Below are 15,770 nucleotides of genomic sequence, written 5' to 3' on the forward strand. Positions count from 1 at the left end.
GAATATCATGATAAATAAATATATAAAATTAGCTTTTGTGTTTTCGGGGCTTTCACTTTTAGGAGGCTGTAATGATCAATATCTGGATCGTGTTCCAGAAACGGCAATCAATAATGAAAACTTTTTTAATACCGCCACCGATCTGGAACTGTACATTACAGGCTTGTATAATTTTTCTGGATTAGGCATTTATCAGGCAGACGCTACCAGTGACAATGCAAGTACGACCGGGAACGTGGAAATTAAAACCCTTATGGCTGGAAATGCATCTGCAGCAACTATTTCAGGAGGCTGGAACTGGGACCAACTTCGTAAGGTGAACTTCTTTCTGCAGCATATGCAGAAAGCACAAATCAGTGCGAGTGAGAAGGCACATTATGAAGGTCTGGGCAGATATTTCCGTGCCAGATTTTATGTCGAAAAAGTACAACGGTTTTCTGATGTACCTTGGGTGGATAAAGCATTGGAAGTGGGCGATACAGAGTATCTGTTTGCTAAACGCGATCCTCGCGCTACTGTTGTCGAAAAAATTATGGAAGACTTTGAGTTTGCCGCAAAAAATGTTGAACCCAGAATTAAATTGGGGACAGTCAATAAGTGGGTTGTACTGCAGGAGTATAGTCGTTTTGCGCTCTATGAAGGCACTTACCGTAAGTATCACCAGGAGTTGGATTTAAAAGTTTCTGCAAATGATTTTTTGACCAAAGCACAGCAATTAAGTGAGCAAATTATGCGGGAAGGAGGTTTTAGTATTCATCAAACAGGCAAACCCAATCAGGATTATGGATCCTTATTTTTTAGTGAAAATCTAGAAAACAATAAAGAGGTTGTATTTGGTCGTTTTTATGCCAACAATGTGCTCAACGCCGATTCATGGCCGGGTATGTTCGGTAATTATGAATATTATCCCTTGCGGGATCTGGTACAGTCCTATCTGATGAAAGATGGTTCCTTCTATTCGGCTCAAGTAGGATATGATAAGAATTCATTTGTGAAGGAGTTTGAAAACAGAGATCCCCGTTTGTCACAAACCTATGCCTATCCGGGATGGGAGTTGATCTATTCCCACACCTACGCACAGGGAGCGGGATTGTATGTCCAACAACTGGCGAAAAACTTTTCTGGCTATCATCAAATTAAAGGTTTTCAAAATACGCTGAGTCTAGAGGCTCGTAATAACTTAGATATTCCCTTGTACCGATATGCGGAGGTTCTCTTGAATTTTGCCGAAGCAAAGGCTGAACTGGGTTTGCTGACACAAGCCGATTTAGATCGAAGTGTCAATCTATTGCGTACAAGAGCGGGTATGCCCGCTATGACACTTGGCGAACGTATAGATCCAGTCTTGGCATCACGCTATGCCAATGTTGAAAGTAATCAACGGAATCTTGTATTGGAGATCAGAAGAGAGCGCCGTGTCGAACTTGCATTTGAAGGATTCCGATTTACAGATCTCATGCGTTGGAATGTGGGTGAATTATTAAAAAATAAGCGTGAAGGTGTCTATTTCTCTGGATTAGGAAAGCATGATATGACCGGTGATGGTATTCCCGATGTCGTACTGCTTGCATCTTCATCTTCAATTCCCGAAGTCAAAGAAAAAAATAGCCTGGGACGAGAATTACAATACTACCGTGTTGGACGTTTTGGTCAGGATGTGGGGGTGTTTTTATCCGATGGCAATAGTGGTACTGTAGAGACGGTTGAAAATACAGGAACTTTTGAAACCCCAAAATTTTATTATCGTCCTATACCACAGGGAGAGATACTTTTAAATGATAACCTTAAACAAATATTCGGATGGTAAAGCATAATCCAATAATACGATTAACAGTAAGTTGTCTATTCTTGATGCTCTTTGGCATAAAGACCGTACAGGCACAAGATTTTAAATTTGCATTTCTGACCGATATGCACACGCATAGTGACTCTACATTGGGACAGGTAGCACAACGGCTTAAATTATTGTCGCCACAGGTGGAATTTATTATGAGTGGTGGAGATAATGTCGATATCGACAATTTAAAAAACACTGATCTACCGCTGGGAGAAAAACGATTCAAGTTGCTTAAAGATGTGTTTGAACATACAAAAAAGCCTTATCATATGGCTATCGGAAACCACGATAGATTACCGCGTGATCTAAGAAACGGTAAAAATGATTTTGAACTTTTCGAAAGAACTTTTGGTCAGACGTATTACACCTTTGATCATAAAGGATGGAAGTTCATTGTGCTCAATAGTGTAGAAGTACAGGATAATCAATACATCATTGGAGAGCAACAGTTTGCTTGGTTACAGGGTATTATTAACAGTACAGCGAAAGAACAGCCCATAGTTATTGTGTCCCATGTTCCTTTTTTATCCGTTTATTATCCTGTCCTGGAAGGACGTTATACCGCTGCCGATACGTTTACAAATCAAAAGCAGGTATTTGATCTTTTCAAAGAGCATAATCTGAAATTAGTACTTCAAGGGCATATGCATTTATATGAAGAGATTAAAGTGAAAGGTGTACAATTTATAACAGCAGGTGCAGTTTCTGGTAATTGGTGGCAAGGTAGTTTTGAAGGTACATTCCCAGGTCATCTTGAAGTTGACGTAAAGGGACAAAATTTTAGTTGGAAATACATCAAATAGACCAAATATTTCAGTAAAGTACTGTCGTAACTATCCCCCGGGAAATATTAAATTTTCTGGGGGATTTTTATTTTACTTCTCGCAAGGGTGGACTAGGTACGTTGCTTTTTATGCGTGATTTCTATCCATAATTTCTATTTTTTTTAACAGAAAAATAGTCTTTTCAGATGTCGATCACTGTTTTTAATACATCAAATCCAATTTGTATGATTTGATTTTATTTTTGAAGTATCAGCTATATTCATCTTTTAATGGTTCTTTTATCAGAAACATTTTTTTCCTTTATGCTGATTGCATTTGAAACTTAAAAAGTAAAGATATGAACCTTAAAAGTGTATGTTAGCTCTCTGTTAAAGGCTTAGGTATTCAGTTTGTTAAGGTGTTGTAGTGGCTTTTGGGTAGATTTTGCACAAAATGGTAGATCGTATATCTAAAAGGTATTGCCTTGTATAAAAATGCAGTATGCCTGTGCATTTTATTTGTATTTTTTACTAAGTTTGAGATAAGGAAACTGTTGATTACAGGATTATTTATACCACATTTTATTGGAGAATAAGCAAAATATCGGCCCTCTAAATATATTAAATATACTGTCCAAAAATAAATTATAATGGCAAATCAAGAAGATTATACTGCAAGTACTAGAATGTGGTTTAAGCAGATAACCAAGGAAAAGAAAGATGTTGCGTCCATTTATATATATGCCATTCTAAGTGGTCTTGTGCAATTGAGTATTCCACTGGGTATTCAGGCAATCGTTAGTTTTGTTTTGGGTGCCACTATGGTGACATCGCTCTATCTGCTCATCGGTTTTGTGGTGCTGGGTACATTCTTATACGGGGTTTTCCGAGTTAAGGTCATGCAGATTATTGAGAAGATTCAGCAAAAGATTTTCGTCGAATATTCCATCGCTTTTGCCAAGAAACTTCCAAAAATAGACCTCGCCGCCACTAAAAAATATTATCTTCCCGAACTTGTTAACCGTTTTTTTGATATTCTAAACTTACAGAAAAGTATTTCTAAAATTCTGCTCGAAATTCCAACCGCCTTGATTCAGATATTTTTTGGTATCATCCTGCTGTCTTTTTATCATGTCTGGTTTTTAGTATTCGGAGCAGTTGTGATCATTATTGTGGGATGTATTTTTTATTTTACAATGGATTCGGGTATCCAGTCCAGTGTTGAAGAAAGTAATAAAAAATATGAGGTGGCTTCATGGCTCGAAGACATTGCCAGCGCTATAAAAACATTCAAGATTAATTCAAAATCAGATATGCATTTAACGGGTACAGATGAACGGGTCGTTCAATACCTTGATCACCGCACTTCGCATTTCAAGGTTTTGTTGTTTCAGTACAAATCCATTATTGGTTTTAATGTGACCATTACGCTGGTTATGCTGGGAATTGGAACTTATTTGCTGATCAATCAAAAACTCAATATCGGTGCATTTGTTGCAACAGAAATTGTGGTTATCATGATTATGTCGGCGGTTGAAAAGCTGATTAAAAGTCTCGAAAGTTATTACGATATGATTGCTTCAGTACTTAAACTCCATAAGGTGACGGGTCTTCGTGAAGAATCCAATGGCGAGATTGTATTGGAGAGTACAGCAAGAGGAATGGAAGTTGTTTTTAAAGATGTCAGCTTAAATTTTGCCGACAGCCGTCCGGTTTTTATCCATTTGAATTTTACTATTCCGGCCAATAGCCTTACCATGATTTCGGGACAGGTCGGTGCCGGGAAATCCATGCTCTTAAATATGATAGCCGGTTTTTATGAACCCTCTGGAGGAACAGTCCTTTTTGATAAAATACCGATCAAAAATATTGATAAAATTGCCTTACGCAATCGCATCGGCCTGTACATGGAAGATATGACGATTATCAAAGGCACACTGCACGAAAACCTCGTGCTTGGCCGTGAAAACATCAGTACAGAAGATATACTCCGACTTGCTGAATCCATTGGTATTGAACAGCTTTCCGATCAATTTAGCAACGGGTTTTATACCTTGTTGAGTGAGACAGATACCGAGATTTCTTTTAGTTCAAGAAAGATGATCTTAATTCTGAGAGCACTTCTTGGAAATAATCGTCTACTACTATTGGAGGATCCTCTTGACGGGATGGATGAGGTATTTCGTAAAAAACTGACACAATATCTGGATGAAATCAAGCAACATACAACTGTGATCTTAGTGTCTAAAGAAAAAGAAGTAATGGAGATTGCAGATCAGCATCTCTACCTGCAAAACCGTACTATTGAAATTAAGTAAAGATACCCCGAACAGATGAAACTCAAATCATTCGATAAAATATACCATATCCATAAGCAGTCTACAGTTAAAAACTGGTTCATCTTCATTGGGATCCTGTGCTTTGTGACACTTTTTTTACCGTGGACGCAGAATATCAAGGTGAAAGGTACTGTGACCACGTTGTATCAGGATCAGCGCCCGCAGCAGCTTAATTCGCCTATCCCAGGTAAAATCTTGAAATGGTATGTCAAGAACGGCGATTTTGTAAAAAAGGGCGATACCATACTGCAGCTGGCTGAAGTGAAAGATGATTATATGGATCCGCAGCTACTGGAGCGTACCGAGCAGCAGGTCAGCGCCAAGAAAGGGGTACGTGATTATTACGAAGCCAAAGTGGGGACCACTGCAGATCAAATCAAAGCTCTTGGTGCTGGGCGAGAACTCAAGCTGGCACAATTGAAAGTGAAAATCAGTCAGTTAAATAATAAGTTACAGGCGGAGCAGGCAGAACTTTTGGCTATTACCAACGAGTTAAAGTTGAGCGAAGATCAATTTAACCGACAGAAAAAAATGTACGATGACGGACTGGTATCGCTTACCCAATTGCAGCAAAGAAATGTTTCCTTCCAAAATGTCTTGGCGAAAAAAACAGCTATAGACAATAAGTTGGCACAGACGAATCAGGAGATTTTAACGGTACAGATCGAAGAGCGCGCAACGATCCAGGATTATACTGAAAAGCTAAGCAAGACAGAAGGTGACAGATTCTCGAGTTTGGGGCAGATTGAGGGAAGTACCGGCGAAATAGCAAAACTTGAAAATCAGGTTGCCAATTATAGAGCGAGACGGGGATTATACTTTGTTCAGGCTTCTCAGGACGGGCAGATTGTACAGCTTAATAAGGGGGGGATCGGAGAAATCCTGAAAGAAACAGAAAGCATCGGTACGATCGTGCCCAGCAAGGTTGATTACGCTGTCGAAATTTTTGTGAGACCTGTAGATTTACCCTTACTCAAAGTTGGACAGCGGGTGATGTGTGTGTTTGATGGTTTTCCTGCCATTGTATTTTCAGGCTGGCCAACCACGAGCTACGGAACCTTTGCCGGTAAAGTAATCGCGGTAGAAAATAACATCAATACCAGCGGACTTTTTAGGGCTTTGGTCATTGAAGATAAAGGACAAAAACCGTGGCCTCCACAGATTAAAGTTGGGGCTGGCGTACAAGGTATTGCGATTTTGAACGATGTGCCGATCTGGTATGAGCTGTGGCGTAATATAAATGGCTTCCCTCCAGATTATTATATAGTCAAAAATGAAAATAAAGCAACGAACGATGCAGCGGCAAAATAGTTATATCATCCTTATTCTGATCTGTTGCTTCTGCCAATCTTCTTTTGGACAGGATACATTAAGGTTATCACGTAACGAGTTCTTGGCAATCGTCAAAAATTATCATCCGATGGCTTTTAAATACCGCCTAGAAAACCGCATTGCCTCTGCCGGTATACAGCAGGCTAAAGGTAATTTTGACCCTGTTCTTGATGCTAAAACGGGAGAAAAAACCATTGATGGCACACAGTATTATCAGCAACGTAATATCGGTCTCGGTATCCCAACTTGGTATGGTATTGAATTAAATGGTAGTTACAGCTATTTAGATGGAGAAAAACTCAACAATAGCGATACAAAGGGAGGTTTATATCAAGTTGGCGTAACAGTCCCTCTAGCTAAAAATCTGCTGTATGATAAAAGACGTGCTTTATTGGAGCAGGCACAGATTGCGCAACGTATGACGGAAGCAGAACAAACCGTGTTGACCAACGAGCTGATGCTGGAAGCGGAAAACAGCTATTGGGAATGGGTAAAACAATATGAGCTCTATCGGCTGCAACGGGAAATAGTTAACATCAATAAAGAGCGGTTGGCATTTGTGATCAAAACATTTCATTATGGTGAACAAGCCGCAATTGATACGACCGAAGCACTTTCCCAGCTGCAGAATTATGAGCTGGAGCAACAAGATGCTTATCTTCAATTTGTCAGTGCAACACAAAAGCTTTCGATCTATTTATGGGAGGAAGATCTTAAGCCCTATCCCGTAACAGAAGGTCTTGTTCCTTCAGAAAGACTGCAGAACAATACTGACGATACGCAATACACCGATCTATTGGCGCAGGTGGATGCGCATACGCTAAATGGCCATGCTTCTGTACGTTATTATGATGAAAAAGGCAAAATATTAGAAAGCGAACGTCGCCTCAAATTGCAGAGCTTATTGCCTAAGATTGATTTTAGCTATAATTTTTATAATAAAGAAGGGTATACACACCAGTTTTTTCCACTTTTTGATAATAACTTCCAATATGGTTTAAAACTTGAAATACCGATTTTTTTAAGACAGGCAAGAGCTGATTATAAAATGGCAAAATTGAAGATCGATCAGAACAGTTTGGATCTAGCTTATAAAAGTCAGGAATTGGTAACCAAGATAACCGGCTACAAAAATGAAATCTACAACTATTGGAGTCAGATCGGTATCGCCACCAAAAACATGGATAATTATAAACGATTATTGATGGCCGAGCAATCCAAATATGCTAATGGCGAAAGTTCGTTATTTCTAATCAACAGCCGAGAAAATAAGCTTATTGATGCCCAAGAAAAGATCTTAGAATTAAAACTCAAATTTCTCAAAAGTTATAATAAACTGAAATGGACAAATGCTAATTTTGATTCGTCGGTAGCACTGCGCTAGTCAACATCATAGGTGTTTTGTGAAATGAATGGAGACCATTCTTTAATACCGCACGTTTTGGATTTTATCATTCCTTTCGTCACACTAGCTTTGTGTTAACCAAAAAATAAAACACGATGCAAATTTTTAAAGATAAGGTGATCCTAATTACAGGAGCCAATAGGGGAATAGGCCAATCACTTGTAAAGGTTCTACTTAATAATGGGGTAGGGAAAATATATACAACCTGCAGGGATTTAAAGAAAATGCCATCATTTAATGACGATCGGATAGTACCGTTAGAACTAGACATTACAGATGACCAACAAGTTGCATGGGTAGCAACCGTAGCTCAGGATACTGAAATTCTTATCAACAATGCCGGAACAGTAAACTCTGGAAATATCTTAGAAGGAGATCTCCTGGGAATGGATAATGATTTACAGGTTAATTATTTTGGAACAATAAAAATGATGCGGGCATTTGCACCAATTCTGATTCGAAATAAACCCTCCATTATGATCAATATTGTTTCTATTGCCGCTTACTCCCCTTTGCCATCTATTGCAGGATATGCGGCTTCAAAAGCAGCTCTTTTTTCTGCTACACAATCTGTACGAATTGAATTGGCTAAAAAAGATGTATCCGTCTATGCGGTCAATCCCGGAGCAATTGACACGGATATGAACAAAGGTAGTGATTGGGATATGCCCGATCCAGACAGTACTGGTATCCAAATACTGCAAGGTGTAGCTGACGGTAAACTCGATAGTATACCTGACGAAATGGGGCAGGGCATGTATAATGCCTGGAGAGAAGATCCTGCTAAACTGTCGAAGCTATTTGCCGACCTTTATTATGCGGAGAATGCGAAATAAACTTATCTTTTATCAAATCTTATTTTAATGTAAGCACAAGCTATACGGATATTCTTTACAATTGAATAATCGTATAGCTTGCAGTGACTTGATGGGATTTATTTCGTTAATGAAGTATTACGAATACTAATATCGATCGTGACCGAATAAAATAGTTTCGGCTGATAATGACGCTCTGTGCTTGAGCCAGCCATCCAGGTATCTTGTATCATGGACATTGTTACTTCTGTCCTTTGTCCATTTCATACCCCCCTGCACGCCTTTCATCTGTTCTTTGGAAAGCATGGTCGATTTTTCTTTTAACAATTCTAAATTTTTCATACTGATAAAGTTTTATTTACGAAATTAAGATAAGGACAATTTACTGCTGTAATCGCTATAAATGTATATTCGGGGATTTTGGATTAATATTCGTTTGATCTTGGAACAAGATCAAACGAGCACTATGTGATTTTGCTAAAACGTTTTAAATATATAACAAGAAATTAAATTTAATTTTATTGATCGCTCCATTTATCTTATATTGGGCTCTTGTTTTTCTTGATTAAAACAGTTGTTTGGTTAATTAAACAGTAGTGAGATCATAGAATGTAGCGATCGGTTGTTAGAAATTGGTGTAGAAAAGATAACAAAAGAGGAAGTCGAGGAAGTTTAAACTAACTGATCAAACTCCCGTAAAATAGCCATGATGATCTCCTTTTAGGGGTGATAAATAGTTGTAAATAAAATTTAAAAAAAGCGATATATACAATGAAATATGTGAATTATATGGTTTGTGCAAGTCTATTCGTTGTTTTAGGCTGTGCTTCCAAAAAAGATACCCAGCGTGATTCTTATGCAAAATCTGTTAATCCTTTTATAGGGACAGATTTTACAGGGAATACCTACCCCGGAGCGCAGGCTCCATTTGGTATGATCCAATTAAGTCCTGACAATGGTTTACCAGGCTGGGACCGCATATCGGGATATTTTTATCCGGATAGCACCATCGCAGGTTTTAGTCATACACACCTAAGTGGAACAGGAGCAGGAGATCTGTATGATATCTCTTTTATGCCAGTTACCCTTCCGTATAAAGAAGCTGAAGCCCCATTGGGCATTCACTCCAAGTTTACGCACCAAGACGAACAGGCACATGCCGGTTATTACCAAGTAAAATTAACTGACTATGATATCAACGTTGAATTGACAGCAACCCCTCGTTGCGGTATTCAGCGTTATACTTTCCCGGAAGCAGATGCTGCTGTATTATTAGACCTGAAGAAAGCAATGAACTGGGATGCGACAGTTGATTCCCATATTGAAGTCGTCGATTCGGTTACGATACGCGGTTATCGATTTTCTGAAGGCTGGGCAAGAGGGCAACGCGTCTATTTCGAAACTCGATTTTCAAAACCCTTTACTGCCGTACACTTAGATAGTACTGCCATCTTATCCGTTACAGATACCCTTACAAAAGCTACTAAACGAACTGGAACAGCATTTAAAGCCCGTTTTGATTTTAAAACAGCTAAAGGAGATCAAGTCACATTGAGTACAGCACTTTCCGGAGTGAGTATGGAAGGAGCATCAAACAATTTAAAAGCAGAAGCGCCAAAAGATGATTTTGACTATTATCTCGCGCAGGCTGAAAAAAATTGGAATGATGAACTTGGCAAGATCGCTATCCAGACAGCAGATAAAGATACCAAGGTGAAATTCTATACCGCATTATACCATAGTATGTTAGCTCCTACCATATTTGGAGATGTAGACGGATCTTACTTTGGTGCTGATCGGAAAATACATAAGGCCGAAAATTGGACCAATTATAGTACTTTTTCATTGTGGGATACCTATAGAGCATCACATCCATTATTTACCATCACTGATCCAGATCGTGTAAATGATATGATTAAGTCCTTTATTGCCTTTTACGAGCAACATGGTCGTTTACCGGTATGGAATATATATGGAAGCGAAACCGATATGATGATCGGGCACCATGCTATACCTGTTATCGCCGATGCCTATTTAAAAGGGATTGGTGACTTTGACGTCAATAAAGCGCTTGAAGCTTGTGTCGCTTCAGCAAACACCGATGCATACAGAGGAGTTGGACTGTATAAAAAACTTGGCTATGTTCCTTATGACGTTGCTGATAAATACAATGCAGAGAACTGGTCCTTATCGCGCACATTGGAGTATGCTTTCGATGATCATTGTATAGCCGTAATGGCAAGCAAGATGGGGAAAAAGGATATTGCTGCTACATTTTTGGCGAGATCAAAAAACTATAAGAATGTCTATAATCCAGCAACTTCGTTTATGCAGCCACGTCATAGTAATGGTCAATTTATAAGCCCATTTGATCCTGAAGATTATAGTGAACATATCTGTGAAAGTAATGCATGGCAATATTTTTGGTCGGTACAGCATGATATTCCCGGGTTGATCAATTTAGTTGGTGGGGAAGAACGCTTTGGACAAAAGCTCGATAGTATGTTTACTTTACATCCTTCAGATACGACCAAACTGCCTATTTTTAGCACCGGTATGATTGGGCAGTATGCACATGGCAATGAACCGAGCCATCATGCTTTATATCTATTCAATGCTGCCGGACAGCCTTGGAAAACTCAGCAATATGCTGCTGAGGTAATGGAAAAACTGTATCTAAATACTCCTTCTGGTTTGAGTGGCAATGAAGATTGTGGACAGATGTCTGCATGGTATGTCTTCAGTGCATTAGGTTTTTATCCGGTAGATCCTGTCAGTGGCCATTATGAGATCGGTACACCGCTTTTTGACCATAGTGAAATTATGCTTGCTAACGGTAAGAAATTTACAGTCAAAGCCAATCACGTCAGTAAAGAGAATATCTATATCCAATCTGTTTCAATAGATGGAAAACCACTTGAAACCAGTTATATCACGCATCAGCAATTGATGTCGGGTGCGACGTTGGTATTCGAAATGGGGAACAAACCAGGGCCAGTATGGTATAAGAAATAACTTATAGGAATTGAAGAGCCCGGCATGGATCAACCATGCCGGGCTTTTTAATTCCTATTGATTTCAATAGGTTGTTTTTGAATAGGTAGGAATAATGCGAAAACTATGAAATAAATTTATAATTTGTCTATTATTTGTCCTGGATACAGCGTACGGGATAGCCCGCACGTTTAAAATAATTCTGAGTATCCCAAGCACCACCTTCGAATCCTCGGCCATGTATTGCTCTATCATTACCGCCAACTTCAGTATTTAACCAATAAATAGCGGTTGCTTGTCTAACACGCTGTGATCCGTTAGTTGTTTCTCTATGACCAGCCGCTGGAAAGCTTAATTTAATATCACTGCTCTTTTTACTGGTCATAATATGTGCTGCAGTAAAGTCCGATAATCCAGCAGAAGTTCCTGTATTAGGAATCCAGTTTCCAATGGAAGTATGGCGAGTATAATTTCCTAAACGGGTATATTCGACAGGACTAGGCACTCGATCACCCGTACCACATGGGTCTAATGCCGCTTTGACTGGAACAGTTGCTGTACCATTATTCCAGGAACCATCAGGAGCAGATGTTGTATTCCATCCAACAATAGCGCCATCACCACTATAAGCGTTTGCCACTGGCAGTTGACGGCCCCATTGATAATAATTACCATATAGTGCCTGTACTGACGGATTGGCATCTGGATTATTTGTTGCTGGATTTACATTTGCTACACCCAGGTTATAGCGATCCCAACGGTATCCACCGATCACGGCATAACGCGCATCAGCAGCAGTTACGCTTCTTGTTTCATTAAGCGCATTCACATAACGGTCACTGTTAAAACGCAATTTCATGGTGTACGAATAACCTGGTTTTAAACCAAGGCCTGCATTTGAAAAATTAAAGTTTACAGCTTGAGCATTGACATCATGACCTATTTTGACTTGACCGCTTGGTATCATTAATGCAATTGAAAAAGTGTTTGACTGATTCTGGTTTACGATAAAAGTCCGGGCCGTTGCATTAAGATTTGCAATAGGAGGTATATTCGTCATATCTGTTGCGGCTACTGTTGCGCCAGTACTTAGGTCAACAGTGGCATCAGTGAAAGGCGAAACCCATTCCGCTTGAACCGGAACTTCTGAAAGATAACCTCCTTTTAGATAGTTTGCCGTACCAAATGTGCCAGTAGCATCGCTATTATCGACCAGAAGAGTGACACGGGTAAACAAATGCTTCAATGGTGTCGTCAATGGCGTTGGCGTATTGTTTCCGAGGATGGTGACATCTTTTTCGATGGCATACATCAAGTCCGCTCCATTCTCCTCGTAGTTTGTAAAACTGAAATAAACCTGACCTGCAGTATAGAGGTTTGTTGTTGGAGCAGCAACAGGAGGGGTGGTCGTAGAGCCCAATGAATAGATCACAAAGGTATATTTATTGCCTGCGATCAATTTATCTCCAAAAAATACCAGGCTTGCATCTGATGCATCGCCAACTGCTTGGTCAATATAGGTACCGTCTGTTTCATAGACTACTACCCGATACGTTACCGCACCTCTCAATGACAACAAAGAAGTGGCGGCCTTTTTATTGGTAGATGCTTTAAGTCCGTTGTTCGTTGCCGTATTTTCTGTAAGCTCTGCTGTAATCGTAAAAGGCCCCGACTGCACTTCTTGCGTGATCACTAACGGTTCAGTCGCGCTAGCCTTTGCCGTTGCTTTGGCCACAGCTAAATTATCTCCACCGAATTGGGCTTCCGTTAAAGCCAGTTTTATACCACCTTTATTCGCTTCAAGCGTATTTTCACCTTTCTCCTTACTACAGGAAACGGCAACTGCTAGAAGAACGATCAAGGCTAGTTTTATCTTTATAATCTGATACATTGTTTTCATAATTGTTATAAATAATTTTTGATTGGTATTAGTTCCACCATTCACCGCCATTCGGATCCTGGGTTTCCGTTCCGCCATTGTTCCAGTCAGTTTCGTTAACTCCAGTTCCACCTCCAGGTTGACCTGATCCAGCCGACCCTGCAGCTACACCATGTTCCATTTCTACCTGTAACTGTTCGATTACGGGTTTCACGTAAATGTTTTTTTCAGTTCTCTTTTTCATGTTTAATATTTTATTTGGTTTATATTTTAAGATCTGCCACATCAGATACGGCGCCCAGCATGGCATCAAAGCAGTTATATCACCTTGATAAATATCCTGTATTAGCTCAGGTTTCAATTGCGTGTATTTTTATGGCGATCTAAAAGTTAATTTCTCTTCATTTAAATAATTAATGATATCGGTAATTTTCCGCTATCTGCTTATATGGTCTTAATACATCAAAACTCGTTGTATTCTGTACTTCAAAGGTAATACGGATAAAGAAAAATATAGCATAATGCACATATCACATTAATATCACATCCCTATCTCAGTTATTTAACTAATTGAAATACAGGTTATTGTGTTGATTTGATAAAACTATTAAGAAAAATACTGTCCCTAATTTCCATAGTTTATCTTGTACTTTATCTTTTACATCTTTTTATGATAATACTTTTCTTTAATATGGTTTGTATTTTGTTAATAGTCATATTAATGTGTGATATCTTTGTGATATAAGCTTGTTGTTTCCTTTTGAGAAATTATTACAACATTTGCAACGAATTAATTAAAATGTTTATTAATCATCAAAAAAATTAGAAAAATGATTTTAAAATCACAGACAAAAATAAGCTGGAAGGCATTGGTTCTATCAGCTTTGGTGTGTGGATCGTTGTATTCCTGTAAGGAAAGCAAAGACAGTGTAGCGGCCAGTGGTAAAGCTAGCGTCAGCATTCATTTACTTGGCGTAGAAAACCCGGTTGTTACAAGTAAGAAAGCAAGCAATGGGGGAAGCATTGGGAATACAGCCCAAACTCAGGTAATTCCGTTGACAAGCTCAAGTTCTTTTGAAGCAACGTTGACAAGCAAGTCCTCCGAGGCTAGTAACCTGTTGCGGTCCTCGTCGGGAAACCGTGCCGCAGTTTCCGAAGAGAGAACACCCTTAGCAGCTAATGTCAAGTACAAGATCGTGGTGTATAATGCAGATGGGGATTATGTAACAGAAAAGATCTACACAAATTCTGTTGACAATAATAGTGAAATCACATTGGATGCTGAAAAGACCTATACTTTTGTAGCCTATTCAATCAATAGTACGGCAACAGTTCCAGGGGTGACTGCACAGAACGAACTCGCTAATGCCAGCCTGGATAACATCAGTGCAGATCTGATGTACTTTAAGAAAGATTTAACAGTTCATTCAGGTGAGAATAATCTTGATGTAGTACTGAAACATCAGTATAGTGAGGTAACAACCAATTTAAGTATGGCAACTGAAATGACTGGAGCAATAACAAGCTTGGTTACGCCAACGATAGACCCTACGCATCCGAGTGCAAGTTTAAAATTAGCAGATGGAACGATATCCTATAATGGCAGTACTACAACCACTGCTGTACAATTTCCAGCTTTGGGAGCGGGCTTACGGACTGTATCGAGTATCCCTACACTGTTAATTCACCCTGGCGCTAACAATGGAGTATTTAGTTTTGGATCAATAACTATTGATGGAGAGACAAGATCTAATGTAGGCGTTGCTGGGTTACAGATTATACCAGGTCAACGTTATAACTTAAACCTAAACTTCAAAACTTGTACAGAGTCAGTGACAGGAGGTGCGGATCTAAACTGGGATTATCCTGCTTCTGGATCAGGTGCCAATGTCAATGGTACATTTGTTCCTAACGGAAACTTAGTTACACAGACATTGACAGCACCAGGTGCTGATTATGGATTTGTGTTTGATATTCTTCAGTTAGACAATTCCTTTAATATGGAGGTTAATGGTATCAAGCTGTCCACACAAGAAATTCAATTTGAATCTGGTATTGCCATTGCGCAAAAAAATGTGAGATATGTAGATGGAAGTGTTTATGGCGGAAACAATGTGGAAGGCGGTACAATCCAACAAATTTATGATATGGTAGGTACAGTAGCGCAGCCGCTTATTAGAGTTGTTATTAGTCGTACCGGTGAGGTTACTATGTATGGTAGCAAGACCTCAGGAGGTGCACTATATCCACTTGAACTGACACAAGGTTCATTTAATACGGTGCCATGGAGTACCACTTCCAACACTGTAAAAATCACACAGGTAGTACAGGGTAAGACGATGATGGTTGGGTCAGGTAGTGGCAGAAAGAAAACTGCTTGTACCCTGTAGGTAGAATCACAAAATG

General features: G+C 39.3%; 11 protein-coding genes. 8 read left to right on the forward strand and 3 right to left on the reverse strand.

The window, feature by feature from the left end; genetic code table 11:
- Positions 1 to 7: 7 nt before the first annotated feature.
- The 6 genes from HCX49_RS12315 (at position 8) to HCX49_RS12340 (ending at position 8,512) form a co-directional block, all read left to right on the forward strand.
- Positions 8 to 1,807, forward strand: coding sequence for a RagB/SusD family nutrient uptake outer membrane protein (locus HCX49_RS12315; RefSeq protein WP_168127219.1), 1,800 nt, complete (start codon positions 8 to 10; stop codon positions 1,805 to 1,807).
- Positions 1,801 to 2,640, forward strand: a complete 840-nt coding sequence (locus HCX49_RS12320) for a metallophosphoesterase family protein (protein WP_168127220.1) — start codon at positions 1,801 to 1,803, stop codon at positions 2,638 to 2,640. The genes HCX49_RS12315 and HCX49_RS12320 overlap by 7 nt, the downstream gene beginning before the upstream one ends.
- A gap of 610 nt (positions 2,641 to 3,250) precedes the next feature.
- Positions 3,251 to 4,918: a peptidase domain-containing ABC transporter gene (locus HCX49_RS12325; RefSeq protein WP_206368440.1), complete on the forward strand. Its 1,668-nt coding sequence runs from the start codon at positions 3,251 to 3,253 to the stop codon at positions 4,916 to 4,918.
- 15 nt (positions 4,919 to 4,933) lie between these two features.
- Positions 4,934 to 6,250, forward strand: coding sequence for an HlyD family secretion protein (locus HCX49_RS12330; RefSeq protein WP_168127221.1), 1,317 nt, complete (start codon positions 4,934 to 4,936; stop codon positions 6,248 to 6,250).
- A complete protein-coding gene (locus HCX49_RS12335) occupies positions 6,213 to 7,655 on the forward strand; it encodes a TolC family protein (protein ID WP_168127222.1) in 1,443 nt (480 codons plus the stop codon). The genes HCX49_RS12330 and HCX49_RS12335 overlap by 38 nt, the downstream gene beginning before the upstream one ends.
- Before the next feature lie 116 nt (positions 7,656 to 7,771).
- The gene (locus HCX49_RS12340; protein WP_132770696.1) at positions 7,772 to 8,512 is read left to right on the forward strand and encodes an SDR family NAD(P)-dependent oxidoreductase; all 741 of its coding nucleotides are present in this window, start codon (positions 7,772 to 7,774) and stop codon (positions 8,510 to 8,512) included.
- A 126-nt stretch (positions 8,513 to 8,638) separates the two neighbouring features.
- Here HCX49_RS12340 and HCX49_RS12345 read toward each other — a convergent pair whose 3' ends face one another.
- Positions 8,639 to 8,833 (reverse strand): hypothetical protein, encoded by a 195-nt coding sequence (locus tag HCX49_RS12345; protein ID WP_132770695.1) that lies wholly within the window; start codon positions 8,831 to 8,833, stop codon positions 8,639 to 8,641.
- Positions 8,834 to 9,262: 429 nt separating this feature from the next.
- On the opposite strand from HCX49_RS12345, the gene HCX49_RS12350 reads away from it, so the two are divergent.
- Entirely contained in the window at positions 9,263 to 11,506 is a 2,244-nt protein-coding gene (locus HCX49_RS12350) for a GH92 family glycosyl hydrolase (RefSeq protein ID WP_168127223.1), read from the forward strand.
- A 130-nt stretch (positions 11,507 to 11,636) separates the two neighbouring features.
- On the opposite strand, the gene HCX49_RS12355 is transcribed toward HCX49_RS12350, so the two are convergent.
- Both HCX49_RS12355 and HCX49_RS12360 read right to left on the reverse strand, forming a co-directional pair.
- Positions 11,637 to 13,385 (reverse strand): fimbrillin family protein, encoded by a 1,749-nt coding sequence (locus HCX49_RS12355; protein WP_168127224.1) that lies wholly within the window; start codon positions 13,383 to 13,385, stop codon positions 11,637 to 11,639.
- Positions 13,386 to 13,413: 28 nt separating this feature from the next.
- Positions 13,414 to 13,608, reverse strand: coding sequence for a hypothetical protein (locus HCX49_RS12360; RefSeq protein ID WP_132770689.1), 195 nt, complete (start codon positions 13,606 to 13,608; stop codon positions 13,414 to 13,416).
- A 586-nt stretch (positions 13,609 to 14,194) separates the two neighbouring features.
- Here HCX49_RS12360 and HCX49_RS12365 point away from each other — a divergent pair.
- Positions 14,195 to 15,754 (forward strand): fimbrillin family protein, encoded by a 1,560-nt coding sequence (locus tag HCX49_RS12365; protein WP_168127225.1) that lies wholly within the window; start codon positions 14,195 to 14,197, stop codon positions 15,752 to 15,754.
- Positions 15,755 to 15,770: the final 16 nt, after the last annotated feature.

Origin of the sequence: Sphingobacterium sp. B16(2022) (assembly GCF_012030425.1) — a bacterium.
GTDB lineage: Bacteria > Bacteroidota > Bacteroidia > Sphingobacteriales > Sphingobacteriaceae > Sphingobacterium > Sphingobacterium anhuiense.

Excerpts from the sequence above, each read along its gene's own strand:
- HCX49_RS12315 (WP_168127219.1), top strand. The coding sequence starts at position 8 with ATGATAAATAAATATATAAAATTAGCTTTTGTGTTTTCGGGGCTTTCA.
- HCX49_RS12320 (WP_168127220.1), top strand. The coding sequence starts at position 1,801 with ATGGTAAAGCATAATCCAATAATACGATTAACAGTAAGTTGTCTATTC.
- HCX49_RS12325 (WP_206368440.1), top strand. The coding sequence starts at position 3,251 with ATGGCAAATCAAGAAGATTATACTGCAAGTACTAGAATGTGGTTTAAG.
- HCX49_RS12330 (WP_168127221.1), top strand. The coding sequence starts at position 4,934 with ATGAAACTCAAATCATTCGATAAAATATACCATATCCATAAGCAGTCT.
- HCX49_RS12335 (WP_168127222.1), top strand. The coding sequence starts at position 6,213 with ATGAAAATAAAGCAACGAACGATGCAGCGGCAAAATAGTTATATCATC.
- HCX49_RS12340 (WP_132770696.1), top strand. The coding sequence starts at position 7,772 with ATGCAAATTTTTAAAGATAAGGTGATCCTAATTACAGGAGCCAATAGG.
- HCX49_RS12345 (WP_132770695.1), bottom strand. The coding sequence starts at position 8,833 with ATGAAAAATTTAGAATTGTTAAAAGAAAAATCGACCATGCTTTCCAAA.
- HCX49_RS12350 (WP_168127223.1), top strand. The coding sequence starts at position 9,263 with ATGAAATATGTGAATTATATGGTTTGTGCAAGTCTATTCGTTGTTTTA.
- HCX49_RS12355 (WP_168127224.1), bottom strand. The coding sequence starts at position 13,385 with ATGAAAACAATGTATCAGATTATAAAGATAAAACTAGCCTTGATCGTT.
- HCX49_RS12360 (WP_132770689.1), bottom strand. The coding sequence starts at position 13,608 with ATGAAAAAGAGAACTGAAAAAAACATTTACGTGAAACCCGTAATCGAA.
- HCX49_RS12365 (WP_168127225.1), top strand. The coding sequence starts at position 14,195 with ATGATTTTAAAATCACAGACAAAAATAAGCTGGAAGGCATTGGTTCTA.